General features: G+C 62.3%; 20 protein-coding genes. 14 read left to right on the top strand and 6 right to left on the bottom strand.

Translation table 11 applies throughout. The annotated features are described in order from the left end of the window. The first annotated feature begins 92 nt into the window (after window positions 1–92). The 6 genes from N4R57_08095 (at window position 93) to N4R57_08070 (ending at window position 6085) form a co-directional block, all read left to right on the top strand. Window positions 93–1355: a SulP family inorganic anion transporter gene (locus N4R57_08095; GenBank protein ID UYV38963.1), complete on the top strand. Its 1263-nt coding sequence runs from the start codon at window positions 93–95 to the stop codon at window positions 1353–1355. Between the two features lie 185 nt (window positions 1356–1540). Then, complete coding sequence (locus N4R57_08090) at window positions 1541–2038, top strand: hypothetical protein (GenBank protein ID UYV38962.1); 498 nt, start codon at window positions 1541–1543, stop codon at window positions 2036–2038. 150 nt (window positions 2039–2188) lie between these two features. Further along, window positions 2189–2602, top strand: coding sequence for a CopD family protein (locus tag N4R57_08085; GenBank protein UYV38961.1), 414 nt, complete (start codon window positions 2189–2191; stop codon window positions 2600–2602). A gap of 11 nt (window positions 2603–2613) precedes the next feature. Beyond that, window positions 2614–3090, top strand: coding sequence for a thioesterase family protein (locus tag N4R57_08080; GenBank protein ID UYV38960.1), 477 nt, complete (start codon window positions 2614–2616; stop codon window positions 3088–3090). A 247-nt stretch (window positions 3091–3337) separates the two neighbouring features. Further along, complete coding sequence (locus N4R57_08075; protein UYV38959.1) at window positions 3338–5380, top strand: hypothetical protein; 2043 nt, start codon at window positions 3338–3340, stop codon at window positions 5378–5380. Between the two features lie 213 nt (window positions 5381–5593). Beyond that, window positions 5594–6085, top strand: coding sequence for a DUF4177 domain-containing protein (locus N4R57_08070; GenBank protein ID UYV38958.1), 492 nt, complete (start codon window positions 5594–5596; stop codon window positions 6083–6085). Window positions 6086–6099: 14 nt separating this feature from the next. Here the strand turns inward: N4R57_08070 and N4R57_08065 are convergent, their stop codons facing one another. Continuing rightward, complete coding sequence (locus N4R57_08065) at window positions 6100–6354, bottom strand: BolA family transcriptional regulator (GenBank protein UYV38957.1); 255 nt, start codon at window positions 6352–6354, stop codon at window positions 6100–6102. 76 nt (window positions 6355–6430) lie between these two features. On the opposite strand from N4R57_08065, the gene N4R57_08060 reads away from it, so the two are divergent. Continuing rightward, a complete protein-coding gene (locus N4R57_08060; protein ID UYV38956.1) occupies window positions 6431–7057 on the top strand; it encodes a J domain-containing protein in 627 nt (208 codons plus the stop codon). 212 nt (window positions 7058–7269) lie between these two features. Here N4R57_08060 and msrB read toward each other — a convergent pair whose 3' ends face one another. From msrB to N4R57_08040, 4 genes are all read right to left on the bottom strand, one after another. Next, window positions 7270–7740, bottom strand: coding sequence for a peptide-methionine (R)-S-oxide reductase MsrB (msrB, locus tag N4R57_08055; protein ID UYV39535.1), 471 nt, complete (start codon window positions 7738–7740; stop codon window positions 7270–7272). A 340-nt stretch (window positions 7741–8080) separates the two neighbouring features. Further along, complete coding sequence (locus N4R57_08050) at window positions 8081–8647, bottom strand: fasciclin domain-containing protein (protein ID UYV38955.1); 567 nt, start codon at window positions 8645–8647, stop codon at window positions 8081–8083. 101 nt (window positions 8648–8748) lie between these two features. Beyond that, window positions 8749–9429, bottom strand: coding sequence for an anti-sigma factor (locus N4R57_08045; GenBank protein ID UYV38954.1), 681 nt, complete (start codon window positions 9427–9429; stop codon window positions 8749–8751). Continuing rightward, window positions 9426–9977, bottom strand: coding sequence for a sigma-70 family RNA polymerase sigma factor (locus tag N4R57_08040; protein UYV38953.1), 552 nt, complete (start codon window positions 9975–9977; stop codon window positions 9426–9428). The genes N4R57_08045 and N4R57_08040 overlap by 4 nt, the downstream gene beginning before the upstream one ends. Window positions 9978–10136: 159 nt before the next feature. Here N4R57_08040 and cobS point away from each other — a divergent pair, with 159 nt between their 5' ends. The 7 genes from cobS to N4R57_08005 all read left to right on the top strand — a co-directional run bounded on the left by cobS (window position 10137) and on the right by N4R57_08005 (window position 17460). Then, a complete protein-coding gene (gene cobS, locus N4R57_08035) occupies window positions 10137–11123 on the top strand; it encodes a cobaltochelatase subunit CobS (GenBank protein UYV38952.1) in 987 nt (328 codons plus the stop codon). Next, entirely contained in the window at window positions 11123–11530 is a 408-nt protein-coding gene (locus N4R57_08030) for a hypothetical protein (GenBank protein ID UYV38951.1), read from the top strand. Before cobS ends, N4R57_08030 begins: the two co-directional genes overlap by 1 nt. Window positions 11531–11630: 100 nt before the next feature. Then, window positions 11631–12332 carry an aspartate/glutamate racemase family protein gene (locus N4R57_08025; GenBank protein UYV38950.1) on the top strand — a complete coding sequence of 234 codons (702 nt, stop codon included), beginning with the start codon at window positions 11631–11633 and terminating at the stop codon, window positions 12330–12332. A gap of 72 nt (window positions 12333–12404) precedes the next feature. Then, window positions 12405–12848, top strand: coding sequence for a hypothetical protein (locus N4R57_08020; protein ID UYV38949.1), 444 nt, complete (start codon window positions 12405–12407; stop codon window positions 12846–12848). Window positions 12849–12914: 66 nt separating this feature from the next. Continuing rightward, window positions 12915–14792 carry a cobaltochelatase subunit CobT gene (gene cobT, locus N4R57_08015; protein ID UYV38948.1) on the top strand — a complete coding sequence of 626 codons (1878 nt, stop codon included), beginning with the start codon at window positions 12915–12917 and terminating at the stop codon, window positions 14790–14792. 397 nt (window positions 14793–15189) lie between these two features. Next, window positions 15190–16995 (top strand): aminopeptidase P family protein, encoded by a 1806-nt coding sequence (locus N4R57_08010; GenBank protein UYV38947.1) that lies wholly within the window; start codon window positions 15190–15192, stop codon window positions 16993–16995. Window positions 16996–17115: 120 nt separating this feature from the next. Next, window positions 17116–17460 (top strand): DUF427 domain-containing protein, encoded by a 345-nt coding sequence (locus tag N4R57_08005; protein UYV38946.1) that lies wholly within the window; start codon window positions 17116–17118, stop codon window positions 17458–17460. Between the two features lie 55 nt (window positions 17461–17515). On the opposite strand, the gene N4R57_08000 is transcribed toward N4R57_08005, so the two are convergent. After that, window positions 17516–19204 carry a chloride channel protein gene (locus N4R57_08000; protein ID UYV38945.1) on the bottom strand — a complete coding sequence of 563 codons (1689 nt, stop codon included), beginning with the start codon at window positions 19202–19204 and terminating at the stop codon, window positions 17516–17518. Between the last annotated feature and the right edge of the window lie 49 nt (window positions 19205–19253).

Raw genomic sequence — 19253 nt, 5'->3', positions numbered from 1 at the left:
ACAGCCCCTTACCCCTGTCATCAGAGCCGCCGCGCAGGTATTTTTCACGCGCCCCGCCTCGACCATCACATGTTTTGCACCGGACACCCGGGATGACGCCCAAACTGATCACCATGTTGGCAAACTATAATGCCCGCACTTTCCGCGCCGACCTGTTGGCCGGGGTGACGGTGGCAATGGTGGCCATCCCGCTGTCCATCGCGATTGCCATCGCCTCTGGCGCCACGCCCGAATCCGGCTTGATCACCGCCATCGTTGCGGGCTTTTTGATCTCTGCCCTCGGCGGCAGCCGGGTCCAGATCGGCGGGCCGACCGGCGCCTTCATCGTGGTGGTGTTCGGCGTCATTGCCGAACACGGGTTTGACGGGCTGGTGCTGGCCACGTTCATGGCCGGGATCATCCTTGTGATCGCCGGGTATTTCCGCTTTGGCAGCCTGATCCGCCTGATCCCCGAAGCGGTGATCGACGGGTTTACAATCGGCATCGGCGTCATCATCGCAAGCTCGCAACTCAAGGATTTCTTTGGGTTGAACATCGCCGAACAACCCGCTGAATTTCTTGAGAAAATCCCCGCGCTATGGGAGGCAAGAGACAGCCTGTCCCTGACTGCAACGCTTGCCGGTCTGGCCACGATCGTGCTGATCACGCTGCTGCGTCGCGCCGCGCCGCGCTTGCCGGGGCTGGTCCTTGTGCTGGCGCTGATATCGGGCGGGGCGGTCTGGCTCTCGCTGCCGCTCGAAACGCTGGCCGACCGCTTTGGCGCGCTGCCCAGCCATCTGCCCACGCCTTCCCTGCCAAGGATCAGCTTCGAGCGCGTGATCGAGCTTCTGCCCTCGGCCCTCATCATCGCCTTTCTGGCGGCGGTGGAATCGCTGCTCTCGGCGATGGTCTCGGACCGGATGATTGGCGGCAATCACCGCCCCAACGCCGAAATACTGGCCCAAGGCGTTGCCAATATCGGCTCTGCCCTGTTCGCCGGGCTGCCCGCCACCGGGGCAATTGCGCGCACCGCGACCAATGTGAACGCCGGAGGGCAGACGCCGGTGGCGGGGCTGGTGCATGCGCTGACAATCCTGCTGGTGCTGCTGTTGGCGGCACCGCTCGCCGGATACCTCGCCCTGCCGGCGCTGGCGGCGCTGCTGATCCTCACGGCGTGGAACATGACCGAGCCGCACAAATGGCGTGACCATATGGCCAAACCGCGTGCCGATCAGGCGCTGCTGCTCGTGACCCTCGTGCTGACCGTGCTGAGCGACCTGACGGTTGCAATCGGCGTCGGCGTTGCCCTTGGCCTTGCCCTGCGGCTGCATCGGGGCCGTAAAGACGCCGCCAAATGGACCCCGCCAGAGCGCTAAAAGCCCCCCTTGCGCCCCCCGATCCAATCGGCAAAAAATCGCGCCGTCAACGGAATCAGGACAGACCACCTGCGACGCGTCACGGGCCGGATCACAACCGGCTTTTCCGCGCCCCGATGGTGCCGCCCTGCCCCGCGATATGCCTCTGGCAGCTTCAAATATAATTGCTCGACAAGGACGACCCAATGACCCGCTACACCCTGCCCGCTCTTACGCTCGGCCTCACGCTAGCCGGTGCGCTCAGCGCCGCCACCACGGCCCACGCCGGCGCTTTCTGTGAACTCGACGGAACCGAGATGTTCTCCTGCACGCTCAAGAACGGCGCCAAGGCGGTCGAGGTCTGCGATGCCATCTGGCTCGACGGCGACATGGTGTCTTACGGCTATTTCACCCCCGGCGGCAAAGTCGAAAAGCAGATCGTCACCGACAAGGCTTCGGTCACCGCAACCCCTTGGAATGGCATGGGAAACTACGTCAGCGAATCCGTCACCTTCTGGACCGATGACGGCTATGGCTACGAAGTCTACTGGACCGGCCATCGCGGAGGAGAGATCGACGGCGGCGGCATCAACGTCAACAAGGACAACAAGGTCATCGCCAACTTGCCCTGCGACGATGGCTCTGTCCGTCACGATCTCACCACGCTGATCGAGAAAATCGAAAACGCACAGACCTCGCCGTAACGCGCGGAGGGCCAATGAGGCTGGCCTTGCTACCTGTTTAGGCCTCCTGCCACAGACAGGGGCTCAGCAGGTAAGACAGTCGGTTGGGCCAACGGTTGGGTCAACCGACGGGTCTTGCACCCCTCGCCCCAATCGGCCATTCATCACGCCATGGATTGGATCAAGATCATACATATTCTCTGCGTCATGGGCTGGATGACATCCGTCTTTGCCGTGCCCCGCGCCCTGATCTATTGGAAGCGTGAATACGACCGATTGGGAGAGTTCGGCCCCACCGGCGACCTGACCGTGCGGCTCTATCGCTTTTCGGCGATGCTGGCTGTGATCGGCGTGGCGACCGGGCTTTACCTCGCTTGGGCGGTGTGGGATTTCGCGCCTTGGACCCATCTCAAGATCGGCCTCGTTACCCTGCTGACGCTGCATTACATCTGGACCGGGCGGCTGGTGATCCGGGCACGCCGCGGTGAATTCCGCGAGTCCGATCTGTTCCTGCGCATTTTCAACGAAATCAGCGTCTTCGCAACCATTGCCATCCTCTGGGCCGTGGTCGTCAAACCCTTCTGAGGAGAGAGCATATGACCGCGCCCTTCATCTCAAAACCCATGCCCGTCCGCCCCGAATGGATCGACTATAACGGCCACCTCAACATGGCCTATTACAATGTTCTGTTCGATCACGGCGTCGATGAGGTTTGGCAGCGTCTGGGCTTTGGCCCCGCCTATTCCAAGGCGCGCAACATGACCACCTATAGCGGTGAATTCCACCTGCGGTATTTGCGCGAAATCCACCTCGGCGATCAGGTCCGCGCCAGCTTTCAGGTGTTGGATTACGACGAAAAGCGCATCCATTTCTATCAAGAGCTGATCCACACCGATGGCTGGGTCTCGGCTTCGGGCGAAGGCATGATGCTGCATATCGACCAATCCGGGCCGCGCGTGGCGCCCATGCCTGCCGATATCTTTGCCAAGCTCGAGGAGCTGGCGGCCGAACACCGAGATCTGCCGGTGCCCGCGACGGTCGGCAAACCCATCGGCATCCGGCGCAAGGGCTGAGCCGAGCGCGACGCGCCCCCCCACCAGCGGGATCGCGCGGGGTGATCTGCGCCTCCGGCGGGAGTATTTGGTGGCAAGATGAAGGGCGCGGCGCGGGGTCTGCTGTCTTTGTGGGGACATACTTCGGGGGGGCTGGCGGGCGCGCGAGGCCTGTTCCGAGCGACGCGCGGGTTTGCGCCGGGCTTGACCCGTGCCGATGCGCCCCTAAGCTGGCAAGGCATCGCCACCGCACCATTGGATCACGCCCTTGTTCGCCAAATCCATCAAAACCGGCCAGTTGATCGTTGCCATTGCCGCCGCCGTCTCTAACCCGACATCGGTTTTTGTCGGGCGTGCCGCGCTGTCGGCGCTCAGCCTGCTCAGCGATGAGTTGTCCAACCGCCACCCGGCGCTCATCAAGCTTGCGGGCGACATCGACCGCGCCTTCCACCGCGACCTTGCCAAGCCCGCCTATGACAAACCTGCCGATCTCCGGCTTTTGCTGCCGCAAATGCTCGACGCCTCTGCCGATAGGATGGAGTTTGCCCATCACGGGCTTGATGCGGGGCGCATCCTTGATGATCTGATCGACCGGCTTGATGCGCCCGACTATCGCCCCGAACATATCCGCGCTTTTCGCCGCCTGATGGCGCCGATCCTTGAGCAGGTCTGCAATGATCCCCGCCTCAAGGAGGCGCTGGATCCCGCGCTCACCCGCATCCAGATGCAGCGCCAGCAAGAGCAATCGAGCCAGATCGAGATCATCCTCGCGCGGCTCGGCGGCATTGAACAGGCCCTTGAAACCCCGGCCAGCCTTGCCAACCTCGCCCCCGGCGATCTCATCGCGCTGGCGCATCGGTTTGGCGCGCCGCCCGATGCCGACCCTGCGACACTGATTGATTTTCTCACCGACAAGGCCCGCGAATACGCCGATTACCGCGATCAGATCGACAGCCTCGATGACCGCGTTAGCGCCGTCGCCGACCTTAAGCGCGACGCGCTCAGCGCGGCAGAGCGGCTCGATTTCGATGCTGTCGAGGAGATCCTCTCACAGGTCACCACCACCGAGGCGACGATCTTTGCCGAAACCGCGCTCGCCCGCGCCCAGAACGCCTTGATGCGGGGGCGCGCCGAACAGGCCTTTACCCTGATGTCCGCCGCCGCCGATGCGTTTGGCGCGGTGGATCGCGCCCAGCCACCGCGGCGGCGCAACCACTACGCCAGCCTGCTCATGGCGCACGCCCAACGCTATGGTGGCCCGGCCTTTGCGCTGGCCGCTGACATGCTCGACATTGCCACACAACAGGCGCGCGCCGCCGATCAAGCCGAGCTTGCCCGCGTGTTACAACGCAACCGCGGCCTTGCGCTGCACAATCAGGCGCGCCTGTCCTCGGGCCCCGACAGCGCCGCCCTTCTGAGCGAGGCAATCACCCTGCTTGAAGCCTCTCTCATTCAGATCGACCCCGCCACAGAGCCCGAGGATTACGCCACCGCACAGCTCAACCTCGGCTCGGCCCTGAACACGGCGGGCGGGCGCACCTCGGGGGCCGGTGGCATCACCCTTTTGACCCGTGCCATCGCCGCCTTTACCCAAGCGCTCGATCATACCGACCGCAACAGCGACCCGCTCGACTGGTCGCGGCGTCAGCAAAACCTCGGCGTTGCCTTCAAATCGCTGGCCGAGCGGCAGGCGGGCGACGATGCCGCCGCCTCGCTGCTGCGCTCCGTCACCGCATTTGAAACCGCACTCACCGCCACGCCCCCCGCCGATCAGCCCGAGGATTGGGCGACCATTCAACTCAACCTCGGCAGCGCCCTCACCCTTCAGGCCGAAAGCCAGAGCAGCGCTCTGCAATCCGCCACGCTGGAACGCGCCATTGCCGCGCTCAACGCGGCGCTCGATGTCTATACGCAACCCGAGCACCCGGTGGATTGGCTTCTGATCCAGAACAACCTCGGCAATGCGCTCGCCTCTCAGGCCGTGCTTGGCGGGGCGGCAGAGGGGTTTGCCCGCGCAGAAAACGCCTATCTCGCCATGCTCGCGCACTGTGACGAGAGCGGCCAGCCGATGCTCTGGGCAATGGCGCATGAAAACCTCGCCTATCTGCACCTCGACTGGGCCGGTCATTGCGACAGTGAGGCGGGCGGCGCTGCGGCGGCGGGCGGCGCTGCGGATGGCAGCAATCACCTCGCCTCCGCGCTCTCTCATGTCGACAGCGCCCTTGCCCATTACGACCCCGAACACGCCAGTCAGGACCACGCCAACGCTATGGCCCTGCGCCAACAGATCACCGAACGGATGCACGGCTAACCCACAGCGCACGGCCCGTTAACCTAATGCCGCGTTAATCTATACCGGCTCTGACGGCAGCCGAGAGTCAGCCGGATGTCAGCCGGGAGTCACCCCCCCACCCGACACCGCCGCTGCCGCCATTAACCCGCCGGAACGCTGCGTTAACCTCCTCTTTCCTTGCGCCCGATCCCTTGCTAGAACGATGCGGATTTTCCGCAAAGGACCGCACCCATGACGCTTTATGAATACAAGGTTGTTCCCGCCCCCCGCAAAGGCGTCAAAAGCAAAGGGCTCAAAACCAACGAAGCACGGTTTTCCTTTGCAATTCAAGAGCTTATGAACGAACACGGCGCAGAGGGCTGGGAATACCAACGCGCCGAAACCCTGCCTTGCGACGAACGTCAGGGGCTGACCGGCTCGCATACGGTCTATCGTGACATGCTGGTGTTTCGCCGCCCGCGCGCGCAGGCACAAGAAACCGTTCACCAAGAAACGATAGAAGACACCCCCGCGCCCGATCCAACCCCGGCCACCGACTCGCTCTATGACACCGACACGCCTCACGACGCCGCAGATGGCACCACAACCGACACTGGCGTCACAGATGACGCCGCCCCATACGACAGCGCCGCTTACGAGCCGGACCACAGCGACCAAACCGCTGACGCAACAGGCGGCTCAGGCGATGACAGCCTGCCACGTGACCCCTACCGCCCAAGCTGACCGCGCGCGCGCCCCTAGCCAAGGTCCAGCGACAGCGCGTGAATTGACGCCACCAGCGGCGCGCCCAACGCCTTGTGAACCGCCCGGTGCCGCGCCACCCGACTCAACCCCGCCAGTTCCGGCGCACGCAATCGCATGGCAAAGTGGCTCTCGCCCGACCCATCATCACCCGAATGCCCCGCATGACGCGAGGATTCATTCACAATTTCAATCTCTTGCACATCAAACGCCGCCTCAATGGCCGCGCGAATTTCCGCTTCTTTAGTCAATTTTTTTCCTCTGACCTCTTTTGGTTTCTGCTGGAAAGGGTAAACTCCCTGGTCCGAGTCGAAAAGGTGCTTGCGCATGACCAAATCCGATCCCTTCGGTTTCGATATGTCCGTTTCTTCTGCCAAGAAGAAAAACCCACGTGGCCGCCGTGGAATGTCGGGCGCATCCGAAACCTCTACCCGTGTGTGCCATCACGAAGGTTGCAATGAACCGGGCAAATACCGTGCGCCAAAAGCGCCGGACGTGCTCGATGAATTCTTCTGGTTCTGCAAGGATCACGTGCGGGAATATAACCTCAAGTGGAACTTCTTTGACGGCACCACCGAGGCGGAATTGAATGCCCAGATGTCCAAGGACAAAGTCTGGGAGCGCGAGACCAAACCGCTGGGCGACCCCGAGGCCCGCGCGTGGGAACGCCTTGGCATCGAAGACCCGCATCAGGTGCTGGGCGCCAATGCGACGCAAAACCCCGGCAAGAACGGTGGCGTGACAAGCCGCCGCCTACCCCCGACCGAACGCCGCGCCGTTGATATTCTTGAGGTCAAGGACACCGCGACCAAAGTCGAAGTGCGCAAGGCCTATAAGGCGCTGATCAAGGTGCTGCACCCGGACATGAACGGCGGCGACCGCTCTCAGGAAGAGCAGTTGCAAGAGGTCGTCTGGGCTTGGGAGCAGATCAAAGTCAGCCGCAACTTCAAGTAAGGCTGACCTTGCAGGCTGCCCCCGGACGGGCATGCGTCACGCCCGCCCCTGTGCCTCGCTGACAGCCTTTGCAGCAACGGCGCGCCCGAGGGCGGGAATCGCCCTCCCCCAACGTCCCGTTCGCCAACACGAAAACGGGCCGCGCAATTCACCGCGCGGCCCCGTTAATCTTTGTTCAGAATTTTGGCGCATACCCTTTTATGCGGGCCCTTTTATGCGGGCCTGAACACCAGACTCACACCGTTGATGCAATGGCGCTTGCCGGTCGGCTTCGGCCCGTCATCGAAAATATGCCCCAAATGCGAGCCGCAGCGGCGGCAATGGCATTCCGTGTGGGTGCCGAAAATCGTGCGGTCCGGCTTGGTCTCAATCGACTTCGCCAGCGCTTTCCAAAAGCTGGGCCAGCCTGTGCCGCTATCGAATTTATGCTTTGACGAATAGAGCGGCAAATCGCAGCCCCGGCAATGGAACACGCCCTTGTCGTACACCTTGTCGAGCGGCGAAGAACCGGCGCGTTCCGTGCCTTCGCGGCGCATGACCTTGTATTGCAACGGCGTCAGCATCGCGCGCCATTCCTTGTCGGTACGCGTCACTTCAAATGCCGCCGCGCGGCGCGGGTTAAGCCCTGCCATCGCAAGCGCCGACCCGGCCAAAGCGGTTCCGACCAGAAACCGGCGGTTCATCTTGTTGGACATATCGACACTCCTCTTTCGTCGCTCTCATTGTTGTGCTGCACCGCCCGCAACCTTGCAATCACAGGCGATGCAACTTGTCGTGAACTCGTTAAAACTGGGGGGCTCACTCGTTAAAACTGCTCAACTGGAAAACGATGCACTCATACAAACTGGTCCAAGAAGCACTTGTTAACACTGGCACTCACGGCACTCTTCAAACCGTCACGCCAAACGCCAGCCAGCGCTGGCGCCGGCGTGATCTGAGCATATCTGCCCCGAGGCGCTGCACCCCGTCCCGACCCATCAAAGGGCACAAGACGGGGTGCGTCATCGCGCGTCGGCTATGGTCTTATTGCTTGGGCAACAGAACCGTGTCGATCACGTGGATCACACCGTTCGACTGTTTCACATCGGCGATGGTCACCTTCGCTTCGCGGCCATTTTCATCAGCAAGAACAATGGTATCGCCCATCATCTTGGCTTGCAGAGTGCACCCGCCAACGGTCGGAACAGGGTGCATGCCGCCATCGTCCTTGATCATTCCCTGAATGGCATCCGACAGCGCATTGGCCGACACAACATGACAGGTCAGAACCTTGGACAGCGTGTCCTTCATACCCGGCTCAAGCAGCTTCTCCACGGTGCCTTCAGGCAGTTTGCCAAAAGCGTCGTTGGTCGGTGCGAACACGGTGAACGGGCCGTCGCTCTGCAGCGTCTCAACCAGACCGGCCGCTTTCACAGCCGCAACCAACGTGGTGTGATCGGTTGAGTTTACGGCGTTCTCAACAATGTTCTTATCGGCATACATCGCCGCGCCGCCCACCATCGGGTTGTCGCCGGACTGGCCTGCCGCACCGGCAACGCCAGCACTGATCGCAAGGGCAAGAACCGTGGTGGTGATTTTGAAACGTGTCATGTTGAACTCCTGTCAAACTAAGTTGGTCCCAACCGCTTTTCGGTCGGGTCACAAGCAACCACGTCAGCCAAGAGACAAGAGTTTCAAAAGATTTCAGCCGATCACGACGACGTGATCAGAGGCGCCACAGCAAGCACCGCACCGGTCGGCGCGCCGGTGGGCGACCCGCCTTCGGGTTCGTCCGAAATCGCCAGCGTGCCCCCCGCCATCCGAGCGGAAAGCGCCTCCGGCACAACGATCAACGCCCGATCGACATCCGGCAAAACGCCCAAGGATACCGGCGGGTTATCGCCCTCGATCAACCACAGCTCGAACGAACGCCCGCTGGCCGGGCGCCCCACACTGCGATCAAGATAGAGCGTCTTTTCATCGCTGACATAGCCCGCACTCACCTTGAGATCACCGCTATCCGCCGCCAAGAGCGCCACCATATCCGGTCGCGGCGCTGGACCCATCGGACCAAGCCAGAGCACAAGCATCATCAAACCCGCCGCCGCCGTTACCCCAAGGCCAAGCCACCGCGACAAGCTCCAGCGCGGCTTGGGCTCTGGTGCAAACAGCACCGCCTCGATTTTGGCCAAAGCATCACGCGGCGGGGTCTGATCGGGAATGCTATCCGTCAATGCTGCAAAGCTTTCAGCCCAGAGCGCATAGTCTTCGCGCAAGTCAGGCTCCGCCGCCAGCCGCGCCTCAAAGACGCGCGCCTCGGCCGAATCCAGCAGGCCAAGCGCGTATTCCGCGGCCAGCTGGCGGTCCTCTTCGCGATCTCGGCCCACGCTCATCGGCTCAGACACTCCCTAAGTTTCAACAGACTGCGGCGCAGCCATGTTCGCATTGTATTGAGCGGCACGTCGTACCGCTCGGACAGCTCGCCATAGCTGAGCCCATCCAGATAAGCCCCGCGCACGGCCCCGGCCCGCGCGGTGTCCAATTCTCCAAGACAGCCCTCGATCTGGGCCTGTCCCTCTTGGGCGATGACCTGCGCCTCTGGCCCCGGTGCCGGATCGGCCAGCAAATCGGCCGCGCCGTCTTCGGCGGCTGGCACCGCGCGCCTCTGACGGGCACGCAGGCGGTCAATCGCAAGGTTGCGCATCACCGTAATCAGCCATGTCATCGGGCTCAGCCCATTCACGCTATAGCTGTCGGCCTTGTGCCAGATCCGCACATAAGCCTCCTGCAACGCTTCCTCTGCTTCGCCCCTGTCCTTCAACACACGCAGGGCAACGCCAAAAAGTTTCGCCGAGGTCGCAGAATATAATGCGCCAAAGGCCGCCCTGTCTTTCAGGGCGCACCGGGCCAGCATTTCTTCGATGTCGTCGCGCGTTGTCATTGGCGCACCAAAACAGAAAATCCGCCCAACGTCACCACCCATCCTGAGGCTTAAGCGAAAACGCCCCGGCGTCACGCCCGCTTCCCCTTGCCCTTGGGCGCGAATTATTGCACCACAGGCCGACAATAATTTCAAAAGACGCGACAAGGATTTCGGGACATGGCCGACGGCACCATCGACAGCAACGTGAAACCAACCGAGGATATTTCGGTGCGCGATGTGTTCGGCATTGAGTCCGACATGAAAATCAAGGGCTTCGCCGAAGCCACAGACCGCGTCCCCGAGCTGGACAGCACCTATAAATTCGACCGCGACACCACGCTCGCCATCCTTGCGGGCTTCTCGCACAATCGCCGGGTGATGATTCAGGGCTATCACGGCACGGGCAAATCGACCCACATCGAACAGATCGCGGCACGGCTGAACTGGCCCTGTGTGCGGGTCAACCTCGACAGCCATATCAGCCGGATCGACCTGATCGGGAAAGACGCGATTAAACTGCGCGATGGCAAGCAGGTCACCGAATTCCACGAAGGCATCCTGCCTTGGGCGCTGCGCCACCCCACCGCGATCGTGTTTGATGAATATGACGCCGGCCGCGCCGACGTGATGTTCGTGATCCAGCGTATTCTGGAACATGATGGCAAGCTGACCCTGCTTGACCAGAACGAAGTGATCACACCCCACCCGTATTTCCGCCTGTTCGCCACCGCCAACACCGTTGGCCTTGGTGACACGACCGGCCTTTACCACGGTGTGCAGCAAATCAACCAAGCGCAAATGGACCGCTGGTCGCTTGTCGCCACGCTGAACTATCTCAGCCATGATGCGGAAACCATGATCGTTCTGTCCAAGAACCCGCATTTCAACACCGACAAAGGCCGCAAGCAGATCGGTCAGATGGTCACCGTGGCCGACCTCACCCGGACCGCCTTTATGAATGGCGACCTCTCGACAGTTATGTCGCCCCGAACAGTCATCAACTGGGCCCAAAACGCCGAGATCTTCCGCGATATCGGCTATGCCTTCCGCGTGACCTTCCTCAACAAATGTGACGAGCTTGAGCGCCAGACCGTGGCGGAATTCTACCAGCGTTGCTTTGACGAGGAACTGCCGGAAAGCGCCGCGAGCGTGAGCTTGAGCTAATGCTGCGTCTTGCGGCCGTTGCGGTGGGGGTCATTCTCTCTCCCTCCGCGCTGGCCGCAGAAAACCCCCTCAAGCCCGGCGATTACGCAATCGCCGTGCGCCAGATGGTCGGGGGCAAATTTACCAAAGACGCCTCTGGCAAGATCACCGGACGCCGCGGTTACCGCATCTTGCAAACCCCGGCAAAAGACTACGCCGGCACCTGTTGGCAAGTCAAAAAGGCCAAAGCCGACCAAGTCGACATGTGCCTTGTCTCTGGCGTGTTCAAACCGCATTGGGAAGACGGCACCAGCTATACCGAATGGTGCGATGCGTGGAGCATCGGCCCCGCATCCCCCTTTCCAACCGATCTAGCGAGCGGAACATTCTCGGTCTTTCAGCGGGTGGCAAGCTGCCCCGGCGCCTGAGCCGCCTACCGGGCGCACAGCCTGACCTCACAGCTTGACCGCTCTCCCCCTTGACCTCGCCACTAATCCGCGCTCTCCTCCCGATCAAAGGAGCAAGCCCATGCACATCGGCCTTATCGGCGGGATCGGCGTCGCCGCAACCATCGTCTACTATCAACGCCTGACCGCCGCGGTTGAGGCCTTGGGCGGTAAACTCGACCTCACCATCGTCCATGCCGACGTGCATGAGCTTATCAAAACCAACCTTGCAGATGATCGCGCCACGCAGGCCAAAACATATGCCCGCCTGCTCCACCGCCTGCATGACGCAGGCTGCGACTGCGCCGCGATCACCTCACTCGGCGGGCATTTTTGCTTTGAGGAAACCGTGCCGCTCTCTCCCCTGCCGCTCGTTTCTGGCGTTACTCCGCTTGATGAGTATTTCGCCGCCCAAGGGATCGGCACCGTTGGTCTTCTGGGCACCCGCGTTGTCATGCGCACCGGGCTCTACGGCCAGCTTGCGAAAACCCGTGCCGTCGCGCTTGAGGATCAGATCGACAGCATCGGCCAAACCTATTTGGACATGGCCGTCGCGGGCCATTGCACCGCGGACCAACGCGCCCTCTTCTATGAGGCCGGACAGCAATTGGTCGACACCCACGGCGCCGACGCCATCGTGCTTGCGGGCACCGACCTCAACCTTGCGTTCGACGGGCAGGATCCCGGCTATCGCGTGATCGACGCGCTCGACGTGCATGTTGATGTGCTGGCTCGGTTGGCCACCGACAGGCTCCCCCTGTCCGAAGTCGCCGCCGCCATGTAATTGCGCCACAACGCGCGCGCGTTTTCATAATGATGAATTGATTGGCAATAAAATTGCCCTAAAGTCATCTTTATGAGCAGTTTACGAACGCATCGCGCCGGATATTGCCTCGCCATCTCATGCTTTCTTGCGATGGCCCTGCCACAGGCTGCGGCATCAACTGACACGGCAGCACAGCCCGCCACAGCCCTACGTGCCGCGCCACCCGACCCGCTTTTGCACCGCTTCGCAAACTGTGCGGGGCGCTTGTCCGCCTTGATGGAACATCAATGGCTGGTCGACGGCCCCGCCTCTGAAACAACCCGCGATGAGCGCGCAGCGATGCTTGCCCTGCTCGACGCAGTCATGCCACCCGGCCATGCGCGCCATGTGCTCAACTGGCGGATCGAGGCAAAAGCAGCCCATGCCGCCCTGCTCACCCGCGCCACCTTTGGCCGCGATACCGCACAGGCCGCGCGCGCCCAAAGCCTTGCAACCCGCCATATGGCACAGTGCACCGCGCTGCTGCTGGGATAGATTTACGCCACGACCCCGCGTGATTCCACCTTGCAGCGCCGCGCCCAAGGCCCGATAACAGACCTCATGAAAAAGCAGACCGAAAACCCCGCCGATCCGTTCAAGAAGGCCCTCGCCGAAGCCACCAAAGTGATGGCCGATGATGCCGAGCTTTCGGTCTCTTACACGGTCGACCCCTCGGGGCTTTCGGGCGATGCCATGCGCCTGCCACAGGTCAGCCGCCGGATGACCCGCGACGAGGTGCTGCTGGCCCGTGGCACCGCCGACGCGCTGGCGATGAAGCACAAGTATAACGATGCGCAAACCCATTCCCGCTATGTCCCCCCCGGCGACATGGCGCGCGAGATCTACGAAGCGATGGAAACCGCCCGCTGCGAAGCCATGGGCGCACGCGACATGCCCGGCACCGCCGGCAACATCGACGCCAAGATCGCCAATGACAGCTCCCGCCTCGGGTATGAACAGATTGCCGACCGTACCGAAGCGCCGCTTGCGGCGGCGGCGGGCTATCTCGTGCGTCACCTCGCCACCGGGCGCGACATGCCGGCCGGTGCGCGCAATGTCATGGAACTCTGGCAGGGCTTCATCGAAGAACAGGCCAGTGGCACGCTTGAGGATCTGCAAGACAAGCTTTCCGATCAGACCGAATTCGCCCGCTTCGCACGGCAGGTGATCGACGATCTCGGCTATGGCGACCAGCTCGGTGAAGACCCCGACGCCAGCGACGAAGATCAAGAAGACCAAGCCGAAGACGACTCCGAAGAAGAGGACAACCCCGACGAAACCGGTCAGGACGACAGCCAGGACCAAGACGGCGAGGCCGACCCAGAGCAAAGCCAGGACGAGCAACAAGACGCCGCCGAAGCCCAAGTTTCGATGGATGAAATGGCCGACGAGGAAATGGGCGAAGAGGCCGAGATGCCCGATGGCGAAGCCCCGCTCGACCCACCCCCGCCACCACCGATTTCGGATGCCGACCCGGATTACAACGCCTTTGAGACCGAGTTCGATGAAGAGGTCGCCGCCGAAGACCTCGCCGAACCGGCCGAGCTTGAGCGGCTGCGCTCCTATCTCGACCAACAGCTTGAACCGCTCAAAGGGGCGGTGTCGCGCCTTGCCAACAAGCTGCAACGCCGCCTGCAGGCCCAGCAGAACCGCTCGTGGGAATTTGACCTCGAAGAAGGCATTCTCGACGCCGGGCGACTGGCGCGCGTGGTGGCCAACCCGACAACGCCACTCAGCTTCAAGCGCGAGAAAGACATGGAATTCCGCGACACGGTGGTGACGCTGCTGCTGGACAACTCCGGCTCGATGCGCGGGCGCCCGATCTCGATCGCAGCGATCTGCGCCGACGTGCTGGCCCGCACGCTTGAGCGTTGCGATGTGAAGGTCGAGATCCTCGGCTTCACCACCCGCGCGTGGAAAGGCGGGCAAAGCCGCGAGAAATGGCTCAACGATGGCCGCCCGCAACAACCCGGACGGCTCAACGACTTGCGCCACATCGTCTACAAGCGCGCCGACGCGCCTTGGCGGCGGGCACGGCCCAACCTCGGGCTGATGATGAAAGAAGGCCTGCTGAAAGAGAACATCGACGGCGAAGCCACTGAATGGGCCCACCGCCGCATGGGGCAACGGCCTGAAGCGCGCAAGATCCTGATGGTGATCTCCGATGGCGCACCGGTGGATGATTCCACGCTGTCGGTGAACCCGGCCAATTACCTTGAAAAACACCTGCGCGACGTGATCGCGATGATCGAGAAACGCAAGGCGGTTGAGCTTTTGGCGATCGGCATCGGCCATGACGTGACGCGCTACTATGACCGCGCGGTGACGATCACCGATGTCGAGCAACTGGCCGGCGCGATGACCGAACAACTCGCCGCCTTGTTTGACACAGACCCCCGCGCCCGTGCGCGCATGGTGGGCATCCGCAGAGCCAGCTAGGGTTTGCGCCGCCTGACGGCGTCGCCGGGGGGGCCTCGCTTCGCTCGGCCCCAGAATTTAGAGAGTGTGGTGTGACACTCGCTCGCACAGCGCGGGCGGCAAGCTTGCTCGTTTTCTGCGTATTTTTACCAAGAAAGAAACTGAAAACTTGCGCTCCATGGCAAGCTTGCGTTTCTTTCTTAGGCAAGAACACTCATTTCCACCCAAAAAACCCAAGCGCCTTGCGATGATGCCCAGAGCCCCCTCCGCCGTGCGGGGTGGGTGGGCAAAGTGCCCCCCTGCCTTCAGACGTAACAGTGGCAGGGAGCACGGCGGAGGGGGCGGTTTGTGCTTGCACATCACTGGGGTTTCGCGCTTCGATATGGCTCAACCGCAAGATAGTTCCTTGGGAGACCGCATGTTTCAAAGTTTCGAAGATACCGCCCGCCCGGATCAGGGTCCGCCAAGACTGGCGCAGGTGCGCGAAGAGTTGAAACGTGAGGGCTTGGCCGGCTTTCTCATCCCGCGCGCCGACGCGCATCAGGGCGAATATGTCGCCCCGCATGACGACCGGCTGTCATGGCTCACCGGGTTTACCGGCTCGGCGGGCTTTTGTGCTGCGCTTTGCGATGTTGCGGGAGTGTTTATCGACGGGCGTTATCGCACCCAGGTCAAGCAACAGGTTGATCTTGAGCATTTCACCCCTGTGCCATGGCCTGAAACCTCGCTTGGCGATTGGCTGGTCGAGATGCTGCCAAATGGCGGGCGCGTTGGCTATGATGCGTGGCTGCACACGCCGGATGAAATCAGCACAATCGAACTCCGCACGGCGCCGCATGGTATCACGCTCGACCCTTGCGAGAACCTTGTCGATCGCGTCTGGCCGGATCAGCCCGCGCCACCACAGGGGCGCATCACGCCCTATCCAGCCGAGCTCGCCGGGGAAACCCATGGCGCCAAACGCGCGCGTCTGGGCGAAACCCTGTGCAACGCGGGACAGTCGGCCGCCATCCTCACCCTGCCCGACAGTATCGCGTGGTTGCTCAACATTCGCGGCACAGATATTCCGCGCAACCCGGTGCCACATTGCTTTGCCGTGCTCAACGACGACGGGCGCGTCACGCTCTTTGTTGATCCGGCCAAGCTGGATGACACCCTCAAGGCCCACCTTGGCGCGGATGTAACCCTGCGCCCGCCCTCGGCCTTTCTGCCAGCGCTGCATTCGCTTCCCGGAAACATCCGGCTCGATCCGAAAACCGCGCCAATCGCCACGCTTCACGCGCTTCAGGAAAGCGGGCGCGCCTATGTGTTCGCCCAAGACCCCTGCCTGCTCCCGAAAGCGCGCAAGACCGAGGCCGAAATCGCCGCCACCCAAGGCGCGCACCTGCGCGATGGCGCGGCGATGGTCGAATTCCTCACATGGTTTGATGCGCAATCCCCCGGCACCATCACCGAAATCGACGTGGTCACCGCCCTCGAAGGGCACCGCCGCGCCAGCAACGCGCTGCTCGACATCTCGTTCGAGACCATCGCCGGCACCGGCCCCAACGGCGCGGTCATCCACTACCGTGTGACCCAAGACACCAATGCCACGCTCGAAGACGGCCACCTGATCGTGCTGGACAGTGGCGGACAATATATCGACGGCACCACAGACATCACCCGCACCCTCTCGGTCGGTCAGCCGGGCGAAGAGGAACGCCGCGCCTTTACCCGTGTCCTTAAGGGCATGATCGCCATTTCCCGCGCGCGGTTTCCACAAGGCCTCGCCGGGCGCGACCTTGATCCGCTGGCGCGCTATCACCTCTGGCTTGCCGGGCAGGACTTCAACCATGGCACCGGCCACGGCGTCGGCGTTTACCTCTGTGTGCACGAAGGGCCGCAGCGCCTGTCGCGGATCTCGCATGTGCCTCTGGAACCGGGGATGATCCTGTCCAACGAGCCGGGCTATTACCGCGAAGGCGCTTTTGGCATCCGCATCGAGAACCTGATCGTGGTGCAAGAGGCCGCCGACCTGCCCACCGCCGATCCCGAGCGGGCGATGTATGAGTTCCTCACCCTTACCTTCGTGCCGATCGACAGGCGGCTGATCCTGCCCGCGATGATGGATGCGGGGGAAATCGACTGGCTCAACCGCTACCATATGGCCTGCCGCGATGCGCTCTTCGAACGCGTTAGCCCTGCGGCACAGACATGGCTCATGGCCGCAACCGAGCCACTCTGAACAGTGCCGCGACGTTGCGACAGGAGGTCCTGTCCTTTCCCGTCGCCATCTGACATAGTTTCGCAACATCCGGCCGCTATGCTCGCCGGAAGATCGTCCAATCCTGGGAGAAGCAATCCAATGGCACCGAAAATCACCATCACCAGTGCACCCGGCACATGGGTCGTGCGCGCCGGCGGCGCTGTTCTGGGCGAAAGCAAAAACGCGCTTGAACTGGTCGAAGGCGACTATCCCGCGGTGATCTATTTCCCGCGCGGTGACATTGCCATGGCCTTCCTTGATTCCAGCGACCACACAAGCCATTGCCCTTGGAAAGGTGACGCCAGCTATTTCTCGATCGTGACCAAATCAAAAACCATCGAAAACGCGGCGTGGAGCTATGAAACCCCCGGCGAAGACGTGGCGCGGATCAAGGATCACCTGGCGTTCTACGCCACAGAAGAAGTCGCGGTTGAGCGGATCTGAAACCGCTTGCGCCCGTAAGGTGGGGTTTAACCCCACCCTACCTGCCGTCACCCTGTCACGAATGCTCTTCCGCCGCTGTCGCCGCCAGCGCCTTGTTATAGGCCTTGAGCGCATCTACATGCCATAGCGCGCCCCAAAGCTCCGGCTTGCGGTCCTCGCCAGTGATGCTCAGCACCGAAAGATAGGCCGCGCCGCTGCGCTCAAACACCGGCATTGCGGTTTCCAGCGTGGCGTTGGCGTCGACATAGGTGCCCTCCTCGACCATCTGCCAGAGCGCCTCTTCCTCCGGGCATTCCCGCTCCCCCAATGGTTTCATCAGGCTCACGGCGCGGAACATCGCCAGCAAATAGGCCTGCGGCCCCGCCGCCAGATGGACGCCCCGCCGCTCCAGTTGCGTCAAAAAGAACGAGCGATCCACCAAACGCGACCCCAAGGCCGTGCTCATGCTCACCGCCACCATCACGGCAAGGCCGGTCTGCCAGTCGCCGGTCATCTCGAACACGATCAACGTGGTCGAAATCGGCGCGCCCAACACCGCCGCCGCCACCGCTCCCATGCCCGCCAACGCATAAAGCGTATGCGAGCCGCTCACCTCGGGGAACAGCCCCGTCGCAATCAGGCCAAACGCCAAGCCGGTCAGCGCACCCACCATCAGCGACGGCGAAAACACCCCGCCGCCCATGCGCCCGGCCATGGTGATACAGACCGCAATCACCTTGAGCACGGCAAACACCACCGCCTCATGCAACACCAGTTTGCCGGTCAGCGCCGCGCTTGTCGTCTCATAGCCAACGCCGATGATATGCGGGAAAAACACCGCGATCCCGCCCAGCAACACCCCGGTCAGCGCCGGGCGAAGCCAGCGCGGGGTATGCGCGCGCTCCTGCACAACGCTCGCAAAATCTTCGGCCAGAAAGACGCCGCGCATCAAGGCCGCCGCCACCAATCCGCACAACAACCCAAGGATCAGAAACGCAGGCAACTCGGCGTAAAACTCCAACGCCGTCGCCACCGGCAGCGTGAATTCCGTCACATCCCCAAAGGCCAACCGGTTGATCACCGTGCCCGCCACGCTGGCAATCACAATCGGCGCGAACGCATGCACCGCAAAATGGCGCAACACCACCTCCAGCGCGAACAACGCCCCCGCGATCGGCGCGTTAAACGACGCCGACACCGCCGCCGCCACCGCACAGCCCAGCAAATCGCGCCCGGTGATGCCATTGGCGTGGATACGCTCGCTCACCCAGCTGGAAATCACGCTGGCGATATGAACCACCGGCCCCTCGCGCCCGCTCGACCCGCCCGTGCCAAGCGTGATCAGCGACGCCACAGCCGACGCAACCCCGGCCCGCCGCTCGACCCGGCCCTGATACATCGCCGCGCCTTCGATCACATCGGCCACCGCGCGGACCCGCCCATCATCGGTGAAAAAATGAAGGATCAGCCCAACAACCAGCCCGCCAATCGCCGGGATCAGCACGATCCAGATCCAAGGCAGCGTTTGCGCAAAACTGTGCAGCAACAGCACATCCTCGGTGCCATAGGCCCAGGCCTGCAAGGCGTCGATCCCCTTGCGAAACACCAATGCCGCAAACCCTGCGCCCACTCCGATCAACAGCGCCAGAAACCAGAACTGCACCTGACTCGGGCCCTTGCTGCGCAGCACAGAAAGGCCCCGACGCATCTCGTTCCATGCGCTACGTGACTTCTGACGCAACAGAGAGCGGGTGGATTGGCTCATAAACCGCAGATGCCCCGTATTTTAGTCAAATTGAAATTGCCTCCCCTTC

It is taken from the genome of Rhodobacteraceae bacterium D3-12 (assembly GCA_025916135.1).
GTDB lineage: Bacteria > Pseudomonadota > Alphaproteobacteria > Rhodobacterales > Rhodobacteraceae > JAKGBX01.
This window is presented reverse-complemented; position numbering and strand designations above follow the sequence as displayed.